Here is a 23,958-nt window from a genome sequence, read left to right on the forward strand (position 1 = left end):
GGCCGACGCTGCGCCGCGCCCATATTGCTTTCCGGAAGACCAGGTTTCCCATGCCGAGAATTGCCTATGTGAATGGCCGTTACGTCAAGCATTCCGATGCCAGCGTGCATATCGAGGACCGCGGCTACCAGTTCGCCGATGGCGTCTACGAGGTCTGCGAAGTGCGCCACGGCTATATCGTCGATCTCACACGCCATCTGAACCGTCTCGACCGTTCGCTCGGTGAGTTGCGCATCGCCTGGCCGATGGGCCGGGCGGCGCTGACGCAGGTCATCCGCGAGACGCTACGCCGCAACCATGTCCGCAACGGGCTTTTCTACATGCAGGTGACGCGCGGCGTCGCCCGCCGCGATCATGTCTTCCCGGCCGAGGGAACGCCGCCATCGCTTGTCATCACCGCCAAGAGCACCGATGCCAAGATCATCGCCGCCAAGAACGCCAACGGCATCAAGGCGATCACCCTTATCGACAACCGCTGGGAGCGGGTCGACATCAAGTCCGTCGGCTTGCTGCCGAATGCCATGGCCCGCCAGCAGGCGAAGGAGGCCGGCGCCCAGGAAGCGATCTATGTCGATGGCGACGGCATGGTGAAGGAAGGGGCGGCGACCAATGTCTGGATCGTCGATCCGGACGGAACGCTGGTGACGCGCCCGGCCGAACACGGAATCCTGCGCGGCATTACCCGCACCACCTTGATGGATGTCGGTGCCAAGCTGGGGTTGACGATCACTGAGCGGAACTTCTCCGTTTCGGAGATGCTCGCGGCCCGCGAGGTCTTCCTCACTGCTGCCACAAGCATTTGTTTTCCGGTCGTTTCCGTCGATGGCCAGGCCATTGCCAACGGTCATCCAGGCAGCGTTTCGCAGAAAGTCCGCGAGGCCTTTTTCGACGTTGCGGAAAAGATTGCGATTTGATACCAAGATTTGCTGGACAGGCGGAATGAGGATGCCGCCGGGTCTTCGTATGGTGAGGTTGATTGATATTCTACCGGCTAGATCAGGTCGGCAATAAAGAAAGAAGCGGCGCGATGGCGGAACGTTCTCAGAATCTTCAGGACTTATTTCTCAATACTGTTCGCAAGCAAAAGATTTCCCTGACAATCTTTCTGATCAACGGCGTGAAACTCACGGGCGTTGTTACGTCTTTTGACAATTTCTGTGTTCTTCTTCGCCGTGACGGCCACTCGCAGCTCGTGTATAAGCATGCGATATCGACGATCATGCCGGGCCAGCCCATGCAGATGTTCGAGAGCGAAGAAGCCGCGTCCTAACAGGATCAGCCGTCATTTCGACACGCGATACCAAGAACGATTCGATCATCCCTGAGGCCGCCAAGCACAGGGACGACATGCGCGCGACTGTCGTCGTGCCGGTTCTGAAATCGCGCAGTCGCGGCGGCCAGAGCGAATCGGCATCGACCCGCACGCCGGAAAGCCGGCTCGAAGAGGCGACCGGTCTTGCCCAGGCGATCGATCTCGATGTCGTCAACGGCTCGATCGTCCCGGTCAACGATCCGAGACCGGCCACACTGCTCGGCACCGGCAAGATCGAGGAGATCAAGGCGCTGCTCGATGAGCGCGATTCCGGTCTCGTCATCGTCGATCATCCGTTGACGCCGGTGCAGCAGCGCAATCTCGAAAAGGAATGGAACGCCAAGGTCATCGACCGGACGGGCCTCATCCTCGAAATCTTCGGCCGCCGCGCCTCCACCAAGGAAGGCACGCTGCAGGTCGATCTCGCCCATCTGAATTATCAGAAGGGCCGACTGGTCCGAAGCTGGACCCACCTTGAACGCCAGCGCGGCGGCGGCGGTTTCATGGGCGGCCCCGGCGAAACGCAGATCGAAGCCGACCGGCGGATGCTGCAGGACCGCATCATCAAGCTCGAACGGGAGCTGGAGCAGGTGGTGCGCACCCGCCAGCTCCACCGCGCCAAGCGCCGCAAGGTGCCGCACCCGATCGTGGCGCTGGTCGGTTACACCAATGCCGGCAAGTCGACACTGTTCAACCGCATCACCGGCGCCGGCGTGCTGGCCGAAGACATGCTCTTTGCCACGCTCGACCCGACCCTTCGGCGTATGAAGCTGCCGCACGGCCGCACCGTCATCCTGTCCGACACCGTCGGCTTCATCTCCGACCTGCCGACCCATCTGGTCGCCGCCTTCCGGGCGACGCTGGAAGAGGTGCTGGAAGCCGATCTCATCCTGCATGTCCGCGACATGTCCGATGCCGACAACCAGGCGCAGAGCTCCGACGTGATGCGCATCCTGAACGATCTCGGCATCGACGAGGCCGAAGCCGAAAAGCGTCTGATCGAAGTCTGGAACAAGATCGACCGGCTGGAGCCCGAAGTGCACGATGCTATGGTGCAGAAATCGGCCGGCGCCAGCAACGTGGTGGCTGTTTCGGCCGTCAGCGGCGAGGGCGTCGACACGCTGATGGAAGAGATCAGCCGCAGACTGTCCGGCGTGATGACTGTGGCGACGATCCGCCTTCCGGTCGACAAGCTGGCACTGCTACCCTGGCTTTACGACCACGCGATCGTTGACGGCCGCGAGGACAATGAAGACGGCTCGATCACGCTCGATCTGCGCCTCTCCGAAACCGAAGCCACCGAACTCGAGCGCCGCATCGGCAACGGACCGAAGTCTTCAAAGGAAGATTGGGAGCGGTAAGGCGCGCGCCTGGCGCAGTCGGGTTCGCGCTAATGGCTGCCCCTCACCCTAACCCTCTCCCCGTAAAAACGGGGCGAGGGGACGTGCCCTGCGAAAGGTTGGTGGGGCACGGAGAGGCTGCGGCATATCCCCTTCTCCCCGCAGGCGGGGAGAAGGTGGCGGCAGCCGGATGAGGGGCTGGCTTCGACGATCAATAGAAATCGCCGGCGATAACTCACTCCGCCACGATCGCTCTTTCAATCGCCTTCGCCGCCTGCCAGATTTCTTCCATGCGTTCGAGACTGGCTGCCTCCAGCGTCTCGCCTTCTGCTTCAAGAACCCGTTCTATATGGCTGAAACGGCGCCGGAATTTCGTATTCGTTCCGCGCACTGCCTGCTCCGGATCGGCCTTGACATGCCGGCCGATATTGACGACCGCGAAGATCAGGTCGCCGAGTTCGTCGCTGACCTTTGCCTGATCGCCCTCCCGAAGGGCTGCCCGCAATTCACCGATCTCTTCCTCGATCTTGTCGAGGATCGGCTCGGGTGCCGCCCAGTCGAAGCCGACCTTGGCGGCGCGTTCCTGCAGCTTCAGGGCTTCCGTCAAAGCTGGAAAGCTGCGCTGCACGGAGCCGAGGAAGCCGCTGTTGAAATCCTCGGTGATGCCGCGCCGTGACCGCCGCTCAGTGCGCTCGCGTTTCTCCGCCTGCTTGATCTCGTCCCATTGTCTCTTCACCGCGTCCGGCGTATCTGCCGACGAGCGGGCAAAGACGTGCGGATGGCGGCGGATCATCTTGGCGGTGATGGCGTTGACCACGTCGCCGAAGGAAAATTCGCCGGCCTCCTCGGCCATGCGGGCGTGGAAGACCACCTGCAGCAGCAAGTCGCCCAACTCGTCGCAGAGATCGTCCATATCGCCGCGCTCGATCGCGTCGGAGACCTCATAGGCCTCCTCGATGGTATAGGGCTTGATCGTCTCGAAGTTCTGCACGATGTCCCAGGGGCAGCCCGTTTCGGGATGGCGAAGGGCCGCCATGATCTCGATCAGCCGCGAAATGTCTTTGGAAGGTTGCATGTTGCCTCGGTTCAGCGGGCTTTAGTTCAGAGGCCCTCAGTTCAATGGAATGTCGTTGGCGCTCTTCGACGACTGGTAGCTGGTCGACAGGGCGTCGTAGCGCGCCTTGATGCGGGCGGTCTGCGCCTTCAGCGCGTTTTTCAGCGTAGCCTCTTCGGTCTCGATGAGATCGGCGATAGCAAAGCTGTTCCAGAAGGCGTTTTGCCTGCGGTAGCCGCCGGGTTCAAGCCCGAAGACTTCCTTGAGGATCTTCAAATCGTGCGGAATGGCGAAGGCGTCGCGGGAATCCTCATGGCTGAAGAAATAGTAGAAATTGTCGAAGCCCGCCCAGGTGATCGCCGACATGCACATGGTGCAGGGCTCGTGCGTCGACAGGAAGATCAGATCCTTGGTCGGCGGCTTGTCGCCGAGCTCGTAGAAGCGCTTCAGCGTATGCACCTCGCCGTGCCAGAGCGGATTGTCCAGCTCGTTATTGGTCTCGGCGACGACAAGCGAAAGATCGGATTTCCTTAAGATCGCCGCACCGAACACCTTGTTGCCAAGCGAAACGCCACGCTCCGTCAGCGGCAGGATATCGTCTTCGATGACCGAAAGCAGGCGGGAGGCAATGGTCTTATCAGGCATGGGGGCCCTCCGGTTTTCCTCATTCTATCGCCTTGGCGGCGTGAGTGAAATGCGTCAAGCGGCGGTGGACGTCTTTTGTCACAGGCTTTATACTGCACCGCAGCAAGCGGGCTGGGAATATGCGGCTTTTCGGCAGCACGGGTGACTTTTCTCAAATCACTGACGGCGCGAGCAAAACAATACCCGCTTGCTTGGGCTTTCGAATTTCTGTTCCTTCAATCCCTTGTCGATCAAGGGCATATTCCGGCAACCTCGAAGTGGATTGATGATGCCTCCCAAGACTGAACAGCTTTCGGTATTTCCCGCCTTCTTTCGCGTGGAAGGCCAGAAGACGGCTGTCTTCGGCAATGGCGACGAAGCTTTCGCCAAGGTGCGGCTGCTGCTGAACACGAGGGCGCGGATTGTCGCCTATGCCGACCGGCCGGAAGCCGATTACCACGCCTTCCTGATCGCCAGCCGGATCGATACCGTGCGCGCTGCCTTCGCAGCCGAACAGGTCGAGGGTTCGGCGCTCGTCTTCGCCGCGACCGGCAATGAAGCTGATGACCGCAGCATCGTCGATGCCGCTCGCGCTGCCAGAATTCCGGCCAATGCCGTCGATCAGCCCGATTACTGCGATTTCTTTACGCCGGCGCTGGTCAACCGCGCGCCCGTTGCCGTTGCGATCGGCACCGAAGGGGCAGGGCCGGTTCTGGCGCAGATGATCCGCGCGCAGATCGACCAGCTTCTTTCGCCCTCGCTCGGCCGCCTTGCCGGTCTGGCGACGAGCTACCGCAAGGCAGTCGAACAACTGATTCCGAAAGGCGTCTCGCGCCGGGTCTTCTGGCGCCGTTTCTTCTCCGGCGCCGTTGCCGATGCGGTCGCCAACGGCAACCTGCCGCAGGCCCGCCATGCCGCCGACCGGCTGCTGCATGCGATGGACAAGGTTGCCGGTCACGTCTGGCTGGTCGGCGCCGGTCCCGGTGCCGAGGATCTGCTGACGCTGCGCGCCCAGCGCGTGATGATGGAAGCCGATGTCATCGTCTATGACGCGCTGGTGCCGCAGGCGATCGTCGATATGGGCCGCCGCGATGCAGAACGGCTTTCCGTCGGCAAACGCAAGGGCTGCCATTCGAAATCCCAGGAAGAGATCAATGAACTGCTGGTCGAACTCGGCCGCCAGGGCAAGCGTGTCGTCCGCCTGAAATCCGGCGATCCCCTGGTCTATGGCCGGGCAGGGGAAGAGATGGCGGCACTGCGCGCTGCCGGCATCACCTATGAGGTCGTGCCCGGTATCACCTCGGCTTTCGCCGCCGCTGCCGATTTCGAGCTGCCGCTGACGCTGCGCGGCGTCGCCTCCTCGCTGGTCTTCACGACAGGCCATGATCTCACCGGCGACGTGCTGCCCGATTGGGCAAGCCTTGCCGTCTCCGGCGCGACGATCGCCGTCTATATGGGCCGCACCGTTGCCGCCTCCGTTGCCGAGCGGCTGATGCAGGCGGGCATTCCGTCTGAGACCACCGTCGCCGTCATCGAAAATGCCAGCCGCGCCGAACGCCGCCTGCTGCATGGCACGCTTGCCGATCTGCCCGATCTGCAGCACCGCGACGAATTGACCGGGCCTGTCATGGTCATCATCGGCGATGCGGTCGCCGGCGCCAATTTCGAACTGTCCGAGCCCCTGGTGCGCGCAAACGCCCGGCTCGAGGAACTTGCAAGGAGCTGAATATGGGTGACAGGGTTCTGACCGCCAACCGGCTGACGGACGGCATTGCCGTCTGGCTGGATGCGAATGGGAAGTGGTCGACCTCGCTGCAGGAGGCGCTCGTTGCCCGTCATGCCGAGGCCGTTGCGGCGCTTGAGGCGATCGGCAAGAAATCCTACGCCGACAACGAGGTCGTTGACGTCGCCGTCGTTGACGTTCAGGAAACCAACGGCATTCTCTGGCCGCTTCGCCTTCGCGAGCGCATCCGCGCACAAGGCCCGACCATGGAATATGCCCCGGGCTACGCTCCTGCCGATCCCGAATTCATTGCAGTCTGAGGAAGACGATGTACCGTTACGACGAATTTGACCATGCCTTTGTTACCGAGCGCGTCGAGCAGTTTCGCGACCAGGTTCAGCGCCGCCTTTCCGGCGAGCTCGCCGAGGACGCGTTCAAGCCGCTGCGCCTGATGAACGGCGTCTACCTGCAGCTCCACGCCTACATGCTGCGCATCGCCATTCCCTATGGCACGCTGAGCGCGCGCCAGCTGCGCATGCTCGCCCATATCGCCCGCACCTATGACCGCGGCTATGGCCACTTCACCACGCGCCAGAACCTGCAGTTCAACTGGCCGAAACTGTCCGACATTCCCGATGCGCTGGCCGACCTGGCGAGCGTCGAGATGCATGCGCTGCAGACCTCGGGCAACTGCATCAGAAACGTCACCGCCGATCACTTCGCCGGTGCCGCCGCCGATGAGATCGCCGATCCCAGGCCTTACGCCGAAATCCTGCGCCAGTGGTCGTCGGTCCACCCGGAATTCTCCTTCCTGCCGCGCAAGTTCAAGATCGCCGTCACCGGCGCCGAGCGTGACCGCGCCGCAATCCAGGTCCATGATATCGGCCTGCACGTGAAGAAGAACGACAAGGGCGAAATCGGCTTTGCCGTCTATGTCGGCGGCGGCCAGGGCCGTACGCCGATGATCGCCAAGCTGATCCGCGACTTCCTGCCCGAGGAAGACCTGCTCTCCTACACCACGGCCATCGTGCGTGTGTACAATCTGCACGGCCGCCGCGACAACAAATACAAGGCCCGCATCAAGATCCTGGTGCACGAAACAGGCACCGAGGAGCTGACGCGCCAGGTGGAGGCCGAATTCGCTGCGCTGAAGGATACCGAGCTCAAGCTGCCGGAAAAGGACGTCCAGGCGATCGCTGCCTATTTCGCGCCGCCTGAGCTGCCCGAGCGCGCCGAAGGCTGGGAAAACCTCGCCCGCTGGAAGAAGGCCGATTCAGGTTTCTCCCGCTGGGTGCAGCAGAACGTGCAGCCGCACAAGAACCCCGACTACGGCATGGTGACGATCTCGCTGAAGCCGATCGGCGGCATTCCGGGCGATGCCTCGGATGCGCAGATGGATGCGATCGCCGATCTCGCCGAGGAATATGCCTTCGACGAAATCCGCGTCAGCCATGAGCAGAACCTGATCCTGCCGCATGTGGCGCTTGCCGATCTCGAAGCCGTCTATCGCGGCCTCGTCGCCATCAAGCTGGCGGAAGCCAATGCCGGCCTGATCACCGATATCATTGCCTGTCCCGGCCTGGACTACTGCGCGCTCGCCAATGCGCGCTCGATTCCGCTGGCGCAGGAAATCTCCCGCCGTTTCGGCAATGCCGAACGCCAGGCCGAGATCGGTGAACTGAAGATCAAGATCTCCGGCTGCATCAATGCCTGCGGCCATCACCATGTCGGCCATATCGGCTTGCTCGGTGTCGAGAAGAAGGGTGCCGAACTCTACCAGATCACGCTCGGCGGCTCCGGCGACGAACATACCTCGATCGGCGAGATCATCGGCCGCGGCTTCGAGCCGGACCGGGTGACGGACGCAATCGAGACGATCGTCGACACCTATCTCGGCCTGCGCCTCGATCAGTCCGAGAACTTCCTCGCCGCCTATCGCCGTGTCGGACCGCAGCCATTCAAGACTGCGCTCTACGGCTCGGCCGCCGAAGCGGCATAAGGAGGGGATGATGACGAAGATCTGGAAAGAAACCGGTTTTGTCGAAAACGATCCCTGGGTGATCGAAACCGACGAGGTCAAGGCGACCGGGGAGCAGAAGCCGCTGCTCGGCCTCGACGAATTGATCGCCAAGGCCGACCAAAGCAACGATGTCGGCTTCGGCGTGTTGATCAAGCCGGCCGACGATGTGCGCCGGCTGGAACCCTATCTCGATCGCCTCGAAATCGTCGCCGTCGCCTTTCCCGCTTTCAACGACGGCCGCGCCTTCAGCCATGCTTCGCTGCTGCGCCAGCGCCTCGGCTACACTAATGAACTGCGCGCCGTCGGCGACGTGCTGATCGATCAGGTGCCGCTGATGCTGCGCGTCGGCATCGACAGCTTTTCCGTCAGCAACGCCACGGCGCTGAAGCGGCTCAGCGAAAACCGTCTTCCCGCCATTCCCCATCATTATCAGCCGGCGGCGCGTGACGCCGAAGCCGGCAAGGGCTATAGTTGGCGCCGTCAGGCGAAGCCGGCCGCATAAGCGGTCGCTTCGTCCTTATTACGATGGCGGAACGATAGCATGAAGACATACGAAGTGGTGGTGATCGGTGGCGGTCTAGCCGGCATGATCGCCGCAATCGCGCTGGCGCGCGGCGGCCGCAGCGTGGCGCTGGTTGCCCCCGTTGCTCCGAAGGAGGATCGGCGCACCACGGCGCTGATGGATCAGTCGATCCGCTTCCTCGACCGCCTGGCGCTCTGGGAAAAGCTTCGTCCCGCAGCCGCCCCTCTCACCAGCATGCGCGTCGTCGACGGCACCGACAGGCTGCTGCGCGCGCCGACCACCACCTTCCGCGCGGCCGATGTCGGCCTGGATGCCTTCGGCTACAATTTCCCCAACAAGGCGCTGATCGATATCCTCGAAGAGGCCGCCGCCGGCGAGGGCAATATCACCCGCTTCACCGGTATGGCCGAATCGATCGACATCTCAGCCGAAGTGGTCTCGATCACGCTTGCCGGCGGCGAGATGCTGTCGGCCGATTTTGCCGTCGGCGCCGATGGCCGCGGCTCGAAGCTGCGCGAAACATCAGGCATTACCGTGCGCAACTGGTCCTATCCGCAATCGGCCATGGTGCTGAATTTCGCCCATTCGCTGCCGCACCAGAACATCTCGACCGAGTTCCACACCAAACACGGTCCCTTCACCCAGGTGCCGCTGCCGGGAAGCCGCTCCAGCCTCGTCTGGGTGCAGGATCCCGCTGAGGCGACGAGCCGGATGGAATTGCCGCTTGCCGAGCTCGGCGCTCTTGTCGAGGCACGCATGCAGTCCATGCTCGGTAAGGTCAGCGTCGAGGAGGGTGTCCAGGTCTGGCCGCTCTCCGGCATGATGGCGCATCGTTTCGGCAAGGGGCGCGTCGCGCTGATCGGCGAGGCCGCCCATGTCTTCCCGCCGATCGGCGCGCAGGGGCTGAACCTCAGCCTGCGCGATATCATGGCGCTTGCCGATATCCTTTGCGACAGGGCGGAATTGCCGGTGCCGGCCGATGCCGGCGAAAGCTTCGACCGCAGGCGCCGCGCCGACATCATGACGCGCACGGCCAGTGTCGATGTTCTCAACCGCTCGCTGCTCTCGGATTTCCTGCCCGTGCAGATGCTGCGCGCTACCGGCCTGCATATCCTCTCGGCGATACCGCCGCTGCGCAATATCGTCATGCGCGAGGGCATCGAGCCCGGCCGCGGTTTCCGCGATATTCCGGATGCGCTACGGGAAAAGCTGAAGCGGAAGAAGGCCTGATCGGATCACGATCAGCCAGAGCGGAACCGTCACCACCGAAAGCAGCATCGTGATCAGGATCGTCGCTGAGGCGCGCTCCCGCCAGACGCCGTATTGCTGGCCGATGACGAAGACATTAGTCGCTGACGATTTCGGCCAAGAGATCTTCCAGGAAGCGAGAATGATCAGTGGGTCAGGATCTGACTTAAGCAATTCCAGCAAAAGTGTGTCGCGGTTTTGCGTCCGGAATTGCGCAGCAACAAGAGTAATTCCAGCAAAAGTGTGTAGCGGTTTTTGCGTTCGGAATTGCTCAAAAAACAAACCAGTAGAGCGTGGACTCATTCACGCGATGAGTACACGCTCTAAGATCCCAACCCGACAAGCGATCAGTAGTCCCAGAAGGCCGCCACCCAGCGAAAGGCATCGCCGTCGACCGCCACCCGACCGACAGACGGGAACGGCAGGTGAGTGGCCACCAGTTGCTCGCCGGTCTCCGCCAGTTCCCGCAACAGACGGAGGCGAACGCGCGCCGCCTCCTCGGGGTCGTGTTCGAAGCCGTTGAACCAGTCGGGGTGTTCGAACCCGACCGCGAATACGGCGTCGCCGGCAAACATCAGCCGGTCGCCGCCGGACGCCACGCGGATCACGCTGTGCCCCGGGGTGTGGCCGCCGGTGCGATGGACGACCACGCCCGGCGCCACCTCGTACTCGTCGTCGAACAGCCTGAAATGGCTTCGATACTCTGTGGCGAAACGCGTGGCGGTCGCCCGAAGCGCGTCCGGGAACCCCGGCGGCATGGAGACCCGGGAGAAATCCGGCGCCTCCCAGAACTTGACCTCGGCGGCCGCCACGTGGATCCGCAGGTCCGGACGCAGTTGGTCCTTCACTCCGTCGACGAGCAGGCCGCCAATATGGTCCATGTGCATGTGGGTCAGCACCACGTCGGTCACCGACGCAAGATCGATGCCGGCAGCTTCCAGCCGCTTGATCAACTGCCCGGCGCGCGGCAGGTGCAGGTCCGGGTCGATCCCCAGCCCGGCGTCGAGCAGTATGGTCTGGTCGCCGCTGCGCACCACGACCACGTTGAGCGCCCAGTCGAAAGCGTCCGCCGGCAGGAACATCTCTTTCAGCCAGGCCGCTCGGACGGCGGGATCGATGTTGTGTCCCAGCATCGCGGTTGGGAGCGGTAGCACTCCATCGCTGACCACCAGCACCTCGATCTCGCCGACCTGCACCGCGTAGCGCGACGGAACCAATTCGTCGAGCCGAGGTCTGCCGGGGTGTGCGGTGTTTTCCAGGCTCATCTTTGTCTCAAGGTTCATGTTCGTCTCCTTCTGACCGCCGCCTTAAACACGGCATCGACGACGCTACAGGGAGGCGTGTTTGCGATCGATTGGGTCGAGGGATAAGGGCGGGTGGGTCCGAGGGACAGGGCAGGCCATACCACGGCATAGGTGCGGGCCTCACTTTTCACTGCCGGCGGCGTGCTGATGAGCGCGGAGTTGACCAGATTGGCGAACGCAGCAAGCCTGCTACCGCCATGTCTCGATGAGGAATCCCGATGGTCCTTGAACGGGATCGGTGTCGGGTAGGGGTACTGACGAGATTTTCGCCAGCGTCTCGCTTGAAGCAGCCGAAGTCTGAATGTCGGCATGCTGTCCCTTAGGATAAGCGCCGATGACCTGGAAGTCCGACGTGCAACCGAGATTTCGGTGCCCTGTCCCGGCTGGAAGCACCAGACAGTCTCCGGCCGCAACCGCGATTGCTTGACCGCCGGGACCACCAATCAGCAGCGTGGCGCTACCAAGTGCAATTCCCAGCACTTCATGGGCACCGGAATGGTAGTGCTGATAATCGAAGACACCGTTTGTCCAGATACCTGTCCAACCGTTTGCCGCGAAGCGACGCTCGAAATCGATCGGTCCGCCGTCGGCAAACAGCCCTCTGTAAAGCAATACAGGAAGATGCGGGTTGTTCGGGACCCAGTCGCTCGGCCCGAAAATTATCGTCTCGATGTTCATGCTGAATTCCCAAGCTAGTCGTCGATTGCCTCGACGCGACGGCCATCGAGTCGTCGACGTTGTTTGCCCAAGTCTTTCGCCGCGTTCTCCATTGAACTCATCTGCGCTGATGTTCTCGAGGCTAAACCTTGGCGGTCGCCAACGGTTCCTTGACGTGCCGTTTCTTCGATAAGGTACTGGTCTGCGAAAGAGTGAGAATTGGCGGGCTTTGGAAAGGCCGCCAAAATAGCCCGCCACCGCAGCGCATCGCGGAGACAACTTCCGACGAAGACGGTGCGGTGGGGTCAGTCAGAGCGTGTCGATCAGGCCTCCGTCCACGCGCATCGAAGCTCCAGTCGTGGCTGACGCCAAAGGGGAGGCCAGATAGGTGACGAGATTGGCAATTTCCTCGACGCTCGCGGCCCTTTGGATGATCGAGCCGGCGCGGTGCTTCTTGACGAAGTCCGCCGCCACCTCCTCGATCGGTTTCCCCGTCTTCGCACGTTCCTCTGCGAGCATCGCCTCGACGCCCTCGGACAGCGTGGGGCCGGGAAGGACTGAGTTCACGGTGACGCCCGTGCCGGCCATGCGCTTGGCAAGGCCGCGGGCGACCGCGATGTCCGCGGTCTTGCTGACACCGTAGTGGATCATCTCGACCGGTATGTTAAAGCCGGATTCAGACGCGATAAAGATGACGCGGCCCCAATCGAGCTTCTGCATGCCCGGAAGATATGCGCGCGAAAGCCTGACGGCGGACATGACGTTCACTTGCCAGTGTCGGTCCCATACCTCGTCGCCCGCATCGAAGAAGTCTAGCGGCTGGAAGATGCCCGCGTTGTTGATGAGGATGTCGACGTGAGGAACTTGGGCGACAAGAGCGTCACATCCGCCAGCGGTGGCGAGATCCGCTGCCGCCGCGGTCACGTTTCCCTTGGCGCCTTCGCCTTTCAGGCGAGCGGCGGCCTTCGCGGTCTTTTCTTCGGACCGGCCGTTGACCACCACGTCCCCTCCCGCCCTGGCGAGCTGGCGGGCGATTGCGTATCCAATGCCTTCGGTGGATCCGGTAACCAGAGCGGTCTTGCCTGTGAGGTCGATCTGCATCTTCTGCTCCTGTGAGGTTGGATGACAGAACGTATGAACTGGCGACCGATCTCGCAACAGCCCACGATGCGGATAATCCTTCCCCTTCGATTGGGCGGCCGCTGGGCCTAGAACCGGAGTAGCTCTCGCCAAGTTTAGTCGAAGTCGCCGATCCGGCCCGTATGGAAGGCAATGATCGCACCTTCTTCAATACGGCGGGCTTTGGCGCTACACGACGAGAACGCCAGCCAACCATCGCGGGTGGCGGGCAAAAGCTACGATGGCCGCCAGACGGGGGTAATCTGATTTGCGTCGTGGATGCGTCAATCGCCTCCACGACGTTCTGTTGCTCGAGGCTAGATGCGCTTAGAAGAGTTTGAGCGGCTCGGGAAGCAGATCTATCGGAAAGTCCTGATAGGAGACCGGGCGCAGGAAGCGATAGATGGCCAAGGTCCCGACTGAGGTCGACCTCCCGTCCGATGTGGCTGGATAGGGTCCGCCATGGACCATCGCCGGGGACACCTCGACCCCCGTTCCGAAGCCGTTGACGAGAAGTCGGCCTGCCAGAAGCTCCAACTGCGAGATCATCGGCGAGGCGGCCCCGATGTCTCCGGCGTCAACGTGCAGGGCGATGGTCAACTGACCTTCCAGGGACCCCACGACCCTCCGCAACTCCTCATCGTCCCGGCAGCGGACGATCAGTCCCGACGCGCCGAAAACCTCTTCCTGAAGTTCCGGGTTCGCGAGGAACGCAGCCGCGGTCGTCTCGAAGAGCGCCGCCGCGGCCTGATGGGGCGTCCCCTCTTTCCCGACGGCCACTTGCGAGACGGAGGACGATGACGACAGCCTTGCGACGCCATTGCGATATGCATCACAGATGCCACCAGTCAGCATTGTTTGAGCCTGCGATTCCAAAAGCGCTGCGGCGGCACTCCCGATGAAGGCGTCGAGGCCCGCACCCTCGACGGCGATGATCAGGCCAGGATTGGTGCAGAACTGACCAGCGCCGAGGATCAGAGAGGAGACGAACGATTTTCCGATCTCCGCTCCTCTGCTGCGAAGTGCGTTGGGATAGAGGATGACAGGGTTGATGCTGCTCATTTCGGCGTAGACCGGTATCGGCTGCTTCCGCTCCGAGGCGATCTTCATCAGCGCGGTGCCGCCACGGCGCGAGCCCGTGAAGCCGACGGCGCGTATGCGGTGGTCGGCGACCAGAGCCTGGCCGACCTCGAATCCCGAGTCGAACAAAAGCCCAAACGTCCCCGCCGGAAGGCCGCATGCTGCGACTGCGTCCGCGACGGCTCTGCCGACCAGCTCGGACGTGCCGGGATGGGCGGAGTGCGCCTTGACGATAACCGGGCAGCCGGCGGCGAGGGCGGAGGCGGTGTCACCGCCAGCGACAGAGAAAGCAAGGGGAAAATTCGATGCCCCGAACACCGCGACAGGGCCGAGGGCAACGTTTCGCAACCGAAGGTCCGGCTTTGCAACCGGCCTGCGCTCCGTATCAGCCGGATCGAAGCGAAGCTCCTGAAACCTGCCGTCGCGAACCTCCTTGGCGAACAGGCGAAGCTGCCCGACGGTCCTGGCGCGCTCTCCTTCGATGCGGCCGAGTGGCAGGCCAGTCTCGTCAATTGCTCGCAGGACGAGATCGTCGCCGAGTGCGAGGATGCCTTCAGCGATTGCTTCCAGGAACCGAGCCCGATCGTCGAGCGACGTCTCCTTGTAGGCCGGAAAGGCGTCCCACGCCAAACTCGTGGCCGCTTCCACCTGCTCCTTCGTCGCGCCCGCGAAGCGCGGTTCCATCGGGCTGCCGTTGGCGGGATTGATTGCGGAGAATGACGCGGCCGCGCCGCGCACGTTTGCGCCGCCGATAATCAGGTCGCCGGAGAGTGTCATCGTGGATCCTTTCAAAATGAGAAGCCATGGCCGCCCTCGCATGCTGAATGGAGGCTTTGCGTAACCGTCGGCCTATGGCTGTCGAACTCACATAGGCATCGACGGCGGGTATGCCAACCCTTCGCTCATCAAAAGTATTACTTTTCAAGTCATGCTAAATTCGGCGCGCGCATTGCGACCGCCGGATGCCGATGGCCCTAGAGCAGTCCCGCTCCGGTTCCCTGCGAAACCCGGGTGATGACCACGGTTTCAAGCGCCCTCATGCCTGACGGGGCCTGGCGATAGCTTCGCCATCACAGGTCGGTCGAGCATCCGAAGATTCTGGCCGATTACCAGAGACTGATCTCGGGCAGGAGCGGCCGCCGATCGATGTAGACGCCCTCAATCCTTCTAACCGAGACGGTGTCCGCGAACGATCGGAGCGACATCGGTGCCAAGGAGTTCGATCGAACGGCGCATTGCTTCGGTCTCCAAGGCGGCGGTGCTCATCTGGAAGGTGAGGCGAGAAACTCCACCCAAAGTCCTGTTAACATGCTCGATCTTTGCCGCAACTGTCTGCGGGCTGCCAACCAGAAACGCCCCATTCGGGCCGCACATGAAGTCGAATTGCGCCTGCGTTGGCGGTGGCCAGCCCCGTTCCCGTCCAGCGTCCGTGAACATCTGGAACCAGCCGGGGAAGAACGCTTCCCTGGCTGCTTTGTCAGTCTCTCCGACAAAGCCGAGAGCGTGCACGCCGACCCTCTGTTCCTCGCTGGGGTGTCTCGCGGCGAGCCATGCACGTCGATAGAGTTCGACCAACGGCAGAAACCGCTCGAAACTGCCGCCGATGATCGCGACCATCAAAGGCAAGCCAAGCGTTCCGGCGCGGATGAAGGATTCGGGCGTCCCGCCGACACCCAGCCAGATTGGCAAGGTTGGCTGGTGCGGACGGGGAAAGACACCCTGGCCGCCGATGGGCGGTCGAAAGCGCCCTTGCCACTCGATCCCGGGCTTTTCCCTGATCTTGAGCAACAGGTCCAGCTTCTCCGCGAAGAGGGCATCGTAGTCCCGAAGGTCGAATCCGAACAGGGGATAGGCCTCAACGGACGAGCCGCGGCCAACTACGATTTCCGCTCGTCCGCGCGATATCAGATCCAATGTGGCGAATTCCTGAAAGAGCCGCACGGGGTCGGCGGCGCTGAGGACAGCGACAGCGCTTGTCAGCCTGATCGACTTCGTGCGCGCCGCAGCGGCCGCAAGGATAACGGCTGGCGCTGAATCAAGCGCGTTCTCTCGATGATGTTCGCCCATGCCAAAGACATCGAGGCCGACTTGATCGGCCAGCTCGACCTCTGCAAGTACGCTCTCCATGCGATCGATGGCTGACTGCAGTCGTCCCGTAGCGGGGTCGTTCAGCAGCATCGCAAAACTATCGATACCGATTTCCAACGAAGGATCCTTTCGAGGCACTGTTGCCACCCAACCACGGTGGTCGCTGTTTCGGCGCTTCCAGCTTCTCATGACTCGCCCCGGATGGAGCGGACACGTCTATCTGGCAGAAGCGCCTCCCGCTTCATCACACGATGACAGGCGCCCTACTACCCGTCATATCCTGATGGATACTATCCAAATATCCGATAGGGGAGTTCGCTTGCCCTCCGTCAGTCCGAGCCGATGAGATAATCGTAGACGGAGACCAAGCCCTTGCATCGTTCCGGCCAGAGCGCGGCGACAATGTCAGCGGTCCGCGCGCCAGTCGAAAGCCGCGACAGTGGTTTGCTCGATGTTCAGAGAGTCCATCAGTTTGATGGCATCGACTGCCAGCGCCGATTGTTGGCCGTTGCGCATCTACCGCTGGCGGCATGCTGATGAGCGGATGATCGAGCAATCGATCAGATGCAGCGCATGCGGCGAGCCGCTGCCATCGCCTCGAAAATCTGCGACCGGTAGTTGGGTGGGGAATCTAGCCGATCTGCATCAGGATCGGAAAGGTCTGCTGGAACCAGATCGCCACATTGCTGACCCATCCGAACAGGAAGGCGAGGCCGGTCAGCACGAGGAAGAGACCCATCACCTTTTCAACCGTGCCGAGATGGCGGCGGAAGCGCGACAGGAAGCGCATGAAGGCGCCGGAAAAGCCGGCGGCGATCCAGAAGGGGATGGCAAGGCCAAGCGAATAGACGGCGAGCAGTTCGGCGCCGGAGCCGACCGTCTCGCGCGAGGCGGCAACGCCGAGGATGGCGCCGAGCACGGGACCGATGCAGGGCGTCCAGCCGAAGGCGAAGGCAAGCCCCATGACATAGGCGCCCGTCAGCGTCCCCGGCTTGCCGCCGTCCTGGAAGCGAGCCTCGCGGGTCAGCAGTCCGATTCGGAAGAGGCCGAGGAAATTCAGCCCCATGACGATGATGATCAGCCCGCCGATCTTCGACAGGAGGTCGAGATGCTGGCGAAGCGCCATGCCGATGCTGGAAGCACCGGCGCCGAGCGCCACAAAGACGGTGGCAAAGCCGAGCGTGAAGAAGAGGGCAGAGAGGAAGACGCCGCGCCTGATACCGGGCGCGACCGCAATCGCACCGCCGCCGCGGAACTGCTCGACTGAGATTCCGGCCATATAGCAGAGGTAGGGCGGGACGAGGGGAAGCACGCAGGGCGACAGAAACGAAAGCGCTCCGGCAATCAGCGCGCTCCACAGGGAAATATCGGCAATCGACACGCATTCTCTCCGGCTGCAATTTGCGTGATGTTCCTAGCTTTGCAGGCAAGCGATTGCCAATCACCTTTTTGCGCGCGCAGGAAATCTGTCTTTGCACGCGAGACATCTGCTTGCGCTTGGCAAGAAATGTGCCGGCCGCTGGAAAAAGGCAAATTTTTCGGTTGACCGCAATGAGTCGCCTGCCTATGTTCCGCCCACTTCCAGCCGGGGTGGGCACACCCGCGGAGAGGGAGAGCGTAGCTCAGCTGGTAGAGCAACTGACTTTTAATCAGTAGGTCTCGGGTTCGAACCCCGACGCTCTCACCAAGTGTCATCCGGGAGGCAGGCGTAGGTTTGTAGGCATCCGCGCGACGGATACTTGAAGAAGTTCACTGGACAGACGTTGCCCTTGCCCCGCCGATGGCGCCGCGGCAAGCGTTCGCGCCAACAGGGCGGCATGTTTCCTGCGTCGATGCTGCCATTGTCATCTTCTGAAATGCGCCCAGACGCCTGTTCATCAAGCGGAACAGGATGTCGTCGGTTTCAGACCGGCAGCCCGAGTTGTTTTCGGAGGCTCTTGTCGAATGCGAATGCAGGGACGAAGCGGCGCAGAAAACTGACCTGTCGTGCCATTTTTCCGGCCGTATAACGCCTCTTTGGAGCGGGATCAGTCGCAGCGGCAATAATTGCCTTTGCCACCACGTCGGGCGCGTCGCCTATTTCCATTGCTTTCTGCACGACTACATTCATGCCAGCGCGCGCAGAGTCATATATATCGAGCACCTGATCCGGCTTGGCGAGATTGTCTTCGAACGACGTCCGGGTGTAGGCTGGCTCGACCAGCGAAACGCGAATGCCGAAGGCGCGCAATTCGTGATCGAGCGATTCGGAATAACCCTCGACGGCATGTTTGGTCGACGAGTAGAGCGCGAAATAGGGAGCGGGGATGAACCCCTGTACCGAGCTCAAATTCACGATTCTGCCCTTCCCTTGGCGTCGCATAACCGGCAACACCGCGTTGGTCACACGGAAAACGCCGAAGACGTTCACGTCGAACAACGACTTGGCCTGGGCCATTGAGGACTCCTCCGCGCCACCAAGCAGCCCCATGCCAGCATTATTGACAAGAAGATCGATGCGGCCGGCCTCTGCTAGCACGTCATCAACCAGTTTCGCCACCGACGCGTCGTCGGTCACGTCGCATGTCAGCATGGATACACCGTCGCTCCTCTGGGTTGCGGGGCGGCGGCTGGTTCCGAACACGCGAAAGCCCGCGTTCTGCAGGGCTGCGGCCGTTGCATATCCGATGCCGGTGGATGCCCCAGTCACCAAGGCTACGCCAAGATTGTTCTCGTTCATGGAAATCACTTCTTTCTGTGTGATGAGCTGCTGCTTGTAAAACTCGGGTAGGCTGTTTGCGACTGACGTGCAAAAGGGAGGTCTCCGAGGATATCGTCAGGCAGTCGACGGATACCGCTTTGGCCTGTTCTCTAAACTTGCGGCTTATGCAGGAGCCTTAGGACACACTCACCTTGCCGGGCGGGAGCTAAACTTCGGCACTTTTCCGCGCCAGGTCATTGAACCCGGCTTAGCCTTCAGCGACATCGTCGCCGCGCGCAATGCGCCTGACTTCGCCAGCCGCTGCGTTAAGGATGCCTCGTGAAAGGTCCTCGTCTTCCATAATCCGCGACAGCGTGACGGCGCCCACCATGAGAGACAGTATGGCCATCGCCCCGCCGCTGGGACTAGAGCTCGTGTCGCTGGCCATCAGTTCATCCAGAACCTCGAAGTGAGCCCGGATCCCGTCTTCAAATGGGCGCCTGACCTCTTTGCTCTGGCGAGCCGCGTCCGATCCCAGCGCCACAAGTGGGCAGCCTTCTGACTTTTCACCTCTGTGGTCCGATGAAAGATAGAACGCCATGACTGCCTCAAGGGGATCGGAGCTGTTTGCCGCCGCTGCAGACCATCTCCGTGTGGCGCTTTCCATCGCACGCCGCGATGCTAGTGCGGCAAGGTCGTCCTTCGACGCGAACTGCTTGTAGAAACCTCCCTGGGTCAGGCCGGCCCCTTTCATCAGATCTTTTAGCCCAATTCCATCGAAGCCATGTTCTCGGAACAGACGGCTTGCGACGTTGATCACCGTTTCGCGATTCTCTTCAGCCTGTGCCCGGCTCACTCTCATATCGACCTCCAGTTAGATTTTGTTTGACATCTATAACAAAAATAGATTTAGGTCGCAATCTAAATTATCCGTGTCGTCCGTCAAGAAGAGAAACTCAAATGAAACGCAAACTTGTCCTGACTTTCGTAGGTCTCGTGGCAGCGGCCGGCGCAGCCGGGGCCTTTTTCGTGGTTTTTGAACCCAGCAAGCAGGAAGCGGTGGCCGCTGATCCAAGAACAGCGTCACCGCTCGTAAGAGTGGTGGAGGCAACGACCACCGGTGCGGCTGAGCGCTCTTTCACAGGCACTGTCGCTTCCCGGGTGCAAAGCAACCTTGGTTTTCGTGTTCCCGGCAAAATCGTCGAGCGGATGGTCGACGTCGGGCAGCAGGTGAGGCAAGGTCAGGCGCTGATGCGCATTGACGAGACCGATCTCCAACTCGCGCTGACAGCAAAGCGTAATACCGTTACCGCAGCACGCGCTGTCTTGGTTCAGGCGCAAGCAGACGAAAAGCGCTATGCGGCGCTGGTAAAAAATGGCTTGGCAGCTACTCCGCAGCGTTATGAACAGGCAAAAGCAGCGCTCGACACAGCCTCTGCTCAGCTTGCTGCGGCAGAAGCCGACGCCAAGGTGGCCGAAAATGGGACTGCATACACGCTTCTTGTTGCCGACGCTGATGGAACCATAACCCAGACCCTTGGAGATCCGGGACAAGTCGTGGCAGCGGGCCAGACGGTCGTTCAACTGGCGCAGGCGGGCCCGCGCGAGGCTGTTATCTGGCTTCCGGAGACCCTGCGGCCCAAGATTGGCTCCGAAGCGCAGACCAGCGTCTATGCAGGCGGAAGTTTAAGCGGAAAGGCCAAACTTCGGCAGATCTCGGATTCCGCCGATCCGCAAACCCGTACCTACGAGGCGCGTTATGTTCTCGAAGGCGATGCGGCTTCCGCCCCGCTTGGCTCGACAGTGACGATTGGAATTCTCGATGCTGACCGCCAGTCGGAGGTTGCTATACCAGTGGGCGCAATTCTGGATGACGGTAGTCGCACTGGAGTGTGGGTCGTCAACGGCACAACATCAACGGTGAAGTTCACTCCGGTCAAAGTTCAGCAGATTGGCGAGGAGATGGCATTCGTCACGGGAATTGGAACTGGAGAGCAAGTTGTCGCGCTGGGCGCGCATCTCCTCGCCGACGGCGCGGTCATCAGGATTGCCTCGCAGCAAGAGGTAAAAAAGTAATGAACTTCAATCTGTCAGCCATCGCCGTTCGCGAACGTGCCATCACCCTGTTCTTTATTGTGCTGCTGGCCGCCGCTGGCGCCTACGCCTTCGTCAAGCTGGGGCGCGCCGAAGATCCGTCTTTCACAATCAAGACCCTAACTGTTACTTCGGTCTGGCCAGGTGCCACTGCCCGTGAAATGCAGGACCTTGTCGCCGAGCCGCTTGAAAAGCGCATTCAGGAACTCACATGGTACGACCGCGTCGAGACGACAACCCGACCGGGCTACGCTTTCCTGACGGTCACCCTCAAGGATAACACCCCGGCAAGTGCCGTGGCAGAAGAATTCTATCAGGCGCGCAAGAAGCTTAGTGACGAAGCCCGCAATCTCCCTCCGGGCGTAATCGGGCCATTTGTCAACGATGAATACTCCGATGTGAGTTTCGGTCTCTATGCATTGAAGGCAAAGGGACTGCCAATGCGCGATCTCGTGCGGCAGGCAGAGGTCATCCGGCAGGACCTGCTGCATGTTCCTGGTATCAAGAAAATCAACATCGTCGGGGAACGTCCCGAACAGATTTTCGTCGAGTTCTCCTACGCGAAGCTCGCGACACTCGGCATATCGGCGCAAGACATCGCTGCTGCTTTGCAGCGACAGAACACGGTCACGCCCGCCGGCTCGATCGACACCAGGGGGCCACAGGTATTCATCCGGTTCGACGGAGCTTACAACAGTGTGCAGGCCGTTGCCGACACGCCGATCGTGGCCGCTGGCCGTACTTTGAAACTCTCCGATATCGCGGATGTACGGCGCGGTTATCAAGATCCTGCCACCTACCTTATCCGCCATGAAGGCGAGCCGACAATTATGTTGGGTGCCGTAATGCAGGCGGGATGGAACGGACTCGATCTCGGAAAAGCGCTTGAGGCTCGATCCGCCACGATCGCGGAGACACTGCCGCTGGGGATGACGCTCACCAAGGTCAGCGATCAGGCTGTCAACATCGAGGAGGCCGTCGGCGAGTTCATGCTCAAGTTCGCCATGGCGCTTGGCGTCGTGCTGTTCGTAAGTCTAGTCGCACTCGGCTGGCGCGTTGGCATTGTCGTCGCGCTTGCCGTGCCGCTCACACTTGCCGTGGTCTTTCTCATCATGCTGGAAACCGGGCGCTTCTTCGACCGCATCACGCTCGGCGCTTTGATCCTTGCGCTGGGCCTTCTTGTGGACGATGCCATCATCGCCATTGAGGTGATGGTCGTGAAGATGGAAGAGGGCATGGACCGCATCAAGGCGGCCGCCTATGCCTGGAGCCATACTGCGGCGCCAATGCTGTCGGGCACGCTGGTGACGATCATCGGGCTGATGCCCGTGGGGTTCGCAAAATCAACGGCCGGCGAGTATGCCGGTAACATCTTCTGGGTCGTCGGTTTTGCCCTGATCGTATCCTGGATCGTGGCTGTTACCTTCACGCCCTACCTTGGCGTCAAGATGCTGCCGAACATCAAGCCGGTCGAGGGCGGTCATCACGCCATCTACGACACGCCGAACTACCGTCGTCTGCGTTCCGGCATCGAGTTCGCTGTCCGCCATAAGTTCATGGTCTGCGCCGTGGTAGGCATCACCATGGCCGTTTCGGTTGTTGGGATGGGCGGCGTGAAGCAGCAATTCTTCCCGACATCGGATCGCCCGGAGGTCCTGGTTGAAGTGCGCATGCCCGAGGGCACCAGCATCGAGGCGACGACATCCGCGGTGAAGAAGGTTGAAGACTGGCTACAGACCCAGCCCGAGACCAATATCGTCACAAGTTACGTAGGGCAGGGCGCACCCCGGTTCTTCTTTGCTATGGCACCGGAATTGCCGGATCCCGCCTTCGCCAAGGTCGTCGTTCTCACGCCCGACGCCCATGCGCGCGAAGAACTGAAACACCGCCTTCGTGCCGCTATTTCGGAGGGTCTTGTTCCCGAAGCTTCTGTGCGCGTCACTCAACTCGTGTTTGGTCCGTACACGCCGTTCCCGGTCGAGTTCCGGATCATGGGGCCTGGTCAGGATGAACTCTATAAGATTTCCGAGCAGGCTCTGGCGATCATGAAGACCGTTCCCGATGTCCGCCAAGCCAACCGTGACTGGGGCAACCGAACACCTGTTCTGCGATTTGTCCCCGACCAGGAGAGGCTCAATCTGATTGGTCTTTCTCCGTCGGAGGCTGCCCAGCAGATGCAGATGCTGCTCACCGGCATCCCTGTCACGCAGGTGCGCGACAACATCCGCAACGTGCCTGTCGTTGCTCGAAGTGCTGGCGAAAACCGCCTCGACCCGTCACGACTTGCCGACTTTTCGCTGATGAGCCGGGATGGCCGCCAGGTTCCCCTCGATCAGATCGGGCATTCCGAGATCAGGTTCGAAGAGCCGATCTTGAAGCGTCGTGACCGGACCCCGGTCATCACTATAAGGTCTGATATCAACGAGGCGACGCAGCCACCGGAGGTGTCGCAACAGGTAATGAAGGCCCTCCAGCCGCTGATCGCATCGCTTCCCGTTGGATACCGTATCGAGATGGGCGGCAACATCGAGGAGTCATTGAAAGCCAATGTTGCGCTTGCGCAGGTTTTCCCGCTGATGATTGCTGCCATGTTGATCATCATCATCCTGCAGGTTCGCAGTCTCTCGACAATGACAATGGTGATGCTGACCGCACCGCTTGGTCTTGCCGGGGTGGTTCCGACCTTGCTGCTGTTCAATCAACCCTTCGGTTTCAACGCCATCCTCGGCTTGATCGGGCTCGCAGGCATACTGATGCGAAACACGCTTATCCTGACAGAGCAGATCAAGCAGAACCAGGCGGCAGGGCTCGACGACTACCATGCCGTGATCGAAGCGACCGTCCAGCGAACAAGACCTGTTATCCTGACTGCACTCGCGGCGATCCTGGCATTCATACCTCTAACCCACTCAGTGTTCTGGGGGTCGATGGCCTATACCCTGATCGGCGGAACGGCGGCAGGCACCGTGATGATCCTGCTCTTCCTTCCGGCCCTCTATGCTGTGTGGTTTCGGATCAAACCACCCAAAGCAGTTGAGAAAGAGGAAGCGGTCGAACATCAGGCGCGGCCGATAGCGCTGGCGGCAGAATAG

General features: G+C 61.3%; 20 protein-coding genes, 1 tRNA gene and 2 pseudogenes. 11 read left to right on the plus strand and 12 right to left on the minus strand.

Annotated features, from left to right (window positions below; all coding sequences use genetic code 11):
• Positions 1-50 precede the first annotated feature (50 nt).
• The 3 genes from ACIPSK_RS03340 to hflX all read left to right on the plus strand — a co-directional run bounded on the left by ACIPSK_RS03340 (position 51) and on the right by hflX (position 2,673).
• The gene (locus tag ACIPSK_RS03340; protein WP_162118753.1) at positions 51-914 is read left to right on the plus strand and encodes a D-amino-acid transaminase; all 864 of its coding nucleotides are present in this window, start codon (positions 51-53) and stop codon (positions 912-914) included.
• Between the two features lie 113 nt (positions 915-1,027).
• Entirely contained in the window at positions 1,028-1,270 is a 243-nt protein-coding gene (hfq, locus tag ACIPSK_RS03345) for an RNA chaperone Hfq (protein ID WP_003539403.1), read from the plus strand.
• Between the two features lie 77 nt (positions 1,271-1,347).
• On the plus strand, positions 1,348-2,673 hold the full coding sequence (gene hflX, locus ACIPSK_RS03350) for a GTPase HflX (RefSeq protein ID WP_027684812.1): 1,326 nt from the start codon (positions 1,348-1,350) through the stop codon (positions 2,671-2,673).
• Between the two features lie 214 nt (positions 2,674-2,887).
• Here the strand turns inward: hflX and mazG are convergent, their stop codons facing one another.
• Both mazG and ACIPSK_RS03360 read right to left on the minus strand, forming a co-directional pair.
• A complete protein-coding gene (gene mazG, locus ACIPSK_RS03355; protein ID WP_162119651.1) occupies positions 2,888-3,727 on the minus strand; it encodes a nucleoside triphosphate pyrophosphohydrolase in 840 nt (279 codons plus the stop codon).
• A 36-nt stretch (positions 3,728-3,763) separates the two neighbouring features.
• The gene (locus ACIPSK_RS03360) at positions 3,764-4,351 is read right to left on the minus strand and encodes a deaminase (RefSeq protein WP_162119652.1); all 588 of its coding nucleotides are present in this window, start codon (positions 4,349-4,351) and stop codon (positions 3,764-3,766) included.
• A 268-nt stretch (positions 4,352-4,619) separates the two neighbouring features.
• On the opposite strand from ACIPSK_RS03360, the gene cysG reads away from it, so the two are divergent.
• The 5 genes from cysG to ACIPSK_RS03385 are packed head-to-tail and all read left to right on the plus strand — an operon-like array spanning position 4,620 to position 9,826.
• A complete protein-coding gene (gene cysG, locus ACIPSK_RS03365; protein WP_162119653.1) occupies positions 4,620-6,056 on the plus strand; it encodes a siroheme synthase CysG in 1,437 nt (478 codons plus the stop codon).
• 2 nt (positions 6,057-6,058) lie between these two features.
• On the plus strand, positions 6,059-6,373 hold the full coding sequence (locus ACIPSK_RS03370) for a DUF2849 domain-containing protein (protein ID WP_017964185.1): 315 nt from the start codon (positions 6,059-6,061) through the stop codon (positions 6,371-6,373).
• A gap of 8 nt (positions 6,374-6,381) precedes the next feature.
• The gene (locus ACIPSK_RS03375; protein ID WP_162119654.1) at positions 6,382-8,052 is read left to right on the plus strand and encodes a nitrite/sulfite reductase; all 1,671 of its coding nucleotides are present in this window, start codon (positions 6,382-6,384) and stop codon (positions 8,050-8,052) included.
• Between the two features lie 10 nt (positions 8,053-8,062).
• Positions 8,063-8,575, plus strand: a complete 513-nt coding sequence (locus ACIPSK_RS03380) for a DUF934 domain-containing protein (RefSeq protein WP_162119655.1) — start codon at positions 8,063-8,065, stop codon at positions 8,573-8,575.
• A gap of 39 nt (positions 8,576-8,614) precedes the next feature.
• Positions 8,615-9,826, plus strand: coding sequence for a UbiH/UbiF family hydroxylase (locus ACIPSK_RS03385; RefSeq protein WP_162119656.1), 1,212 nt, complete (start codon positions 8,615-8,617; stop codon positions 9,824-9,826).
• Here the strand turns inward: ACIPSK_RS03385 and ACIPSK_RS03390 are convergent.
• The 8 genes and pseudogenes from ACIPSK_RS03390 to ACIPSK_RS03425 all read right to left on the minus strand — a co-directional run.
• Positions 9,794-9,952, minus strand: a pseudogene (locus tag ACIPSK_RS03390) (AEC family transporter); the annotation flags it as partial. The gene ACIPSK_RS03385 and the pseudogene ACIPSK_RS03390 sit on opposite strands and share 33 nt — an antisense overlap.
• Before the next feature lie 239 nt (positions 9,953-10,191).
• Positions 10,192-11,127, minus strand: a complete 936-nt coding sequence (locus ACIPSK_RS03395) for an MBL fold metallo-hydrolase (protein WP_162119657.1) — start codon at positions 11,125-11,127, stop codon at positions 10,192-10,194.
• A gap of 210 nt (positions 11,128-11,337) precedes the next feature.
• Positions 11,338-11,826 carry a cupin gene (locus ACIPSK_RS03400; RefSeq protein ID WP_162118671.1) on the minus strand — a complete coding sequence of 163 codons (489 nt, stop codon included), beginning with the start codon at positions 11,824-11,826 and terminating at the stop codon, positions 11,338-11,340.
• Positions 11,827-12,114: 288 nt separating this feature from the next.
• Positions 12,115-12,906, minus strand: coding sequence for an SDR family NAD(P)-dependent oxidoreductase (locus ACIPSK_RS03405; protein ID WP_162118670.1), 792 nt, complete (start codon positions 12,904-12,906; stop codon positions 12,115-12,117).
• A 345-nt stretch (positions 12,907-13,251) separates the two neighbouring features.
• Positions 13,252-14,781: an aldehyde dehydrogenase (NADP(+)) gene (locus tag ACIPSK_RS03410; RefSeq protein ID WP_162118669.1), complete on the minus strand. Its 1,530-nt coding sequence runs from the start codon at positions 14,779-14,781 to the stop codon at positions 13,252-13,254.
• A 390-nt stretch (positions 14,782-15,171) separates the two neighbouring features.
• The gene (locus ACIPSK_RS03415; protein WP_162118668.1) at positions 15,172-16,209 is read right to left on the minus strand and encodes an LLM class flavin-dependent oxidoreductase; all 1,038 of its coding nucleotides are present in this window, start codon (positions 16,207-16,209) and stop codon (positions 15,172-15,174) included.
• Positions 16,210-16,427: 218 nt separating this feature from the next.
• Positions 16,428-16,608, minus strand: a pseudogene (locus tag ACIPSK_RS03420) (alpha/beta fold hydrolase); the annotation flags it as partial.
• A gap of 115 nt (positions 16,609-16,723) precedes the next feature.
• Positions 16,724-17,473 carry a cytochrome c biogenesis CcdA family protein gene (locus ACIPSK_RS03425; protein ID WP_162118667.1) on the minus strand — a complete coding sequence of 250 codons (750 nt, stop codon included), beginning with the start codon at positions 17,471-17,473 and terminating at the stop codon, positions 16,724-16,726.
• A 230-nt stretch (positions 17,474-17,703) separates the two neighbouring features.
• Here ACIPSK_RS03425 and ACIPSK_RS03430 point away from each other — a divergent pair.
• Positions 17,704-17,779 (plus strand) — tRNA-Lys (locus ACIPSK_RS03430).
• 216 nt (positions 17,780-17,995) lie between these two features.
• Here the strand turns inward: ACIPSK_RS03430 and ACIPSK_RS03435 are convergent.
• Complete coding sequence (locus tag ACIPSK_RS03435) at positions 17,996-18,811, minus strand: oxidoreductase (protein WP_162118666.1); 816 nt, start codon at positions 18,809-18,811, stop codon at positions 17,996-17,998.
• Positions 18,812-19,040: 229 nt separating this feature from the next.
• Positions 19,041-19,634 carry a TetR/AcrR family transcriptional regulator gene (locus ACIPSK_RS03440; protein WP_017964199.1) on the minus strand — a complete coding sequence of 198 codons (594 nt, stop codon included), beginning with the start codon at positions 19,632-19,634 and terminating at the stop codon, positions 19,041-19,043.
• A 98-nt stretch (positions 19,635-19,732) separates the two neighbouring features.
• Here ACIPSK_RS03440 and ACIPSK_RS03445 point away from each other — a divergent pair, with 98 nt between their 5' ends.
• Both ACIPSK_RS03445 and ACIPSK_RS03450 read left to right on the plus strand, forming a co-directional pair.
• Positions 19,733-20,848: an efflux RND transporter periplasmic adaptor subunit gene (locus ACIPSK_RS03445; RefSeq protein WP_017964200.1), complete on the plus strand. Its 1,116-nt coding sequence runs from the start codon at positions 19,733-19,735 to the stop codon at positions 20,846-20,848.
• Positions 20,848-23,958, plus strand: coding sequence for an efflux RND transporter permease subunit (locus ACIPSK_RS03450; RefSeq protein WP_162118674.1), 3,111 nt, complete (start codon positions 20,848-20,850; stop codon positions 23,956-23,958). The genes ACIPSK_RS03445 and ACIPSK_RS03450 overlap by 1 nt, the downstream gene beginning before the upstream one ends.

Source organism: Rhizobium sp. LARHSG275 (assembly GCF_052871115.1).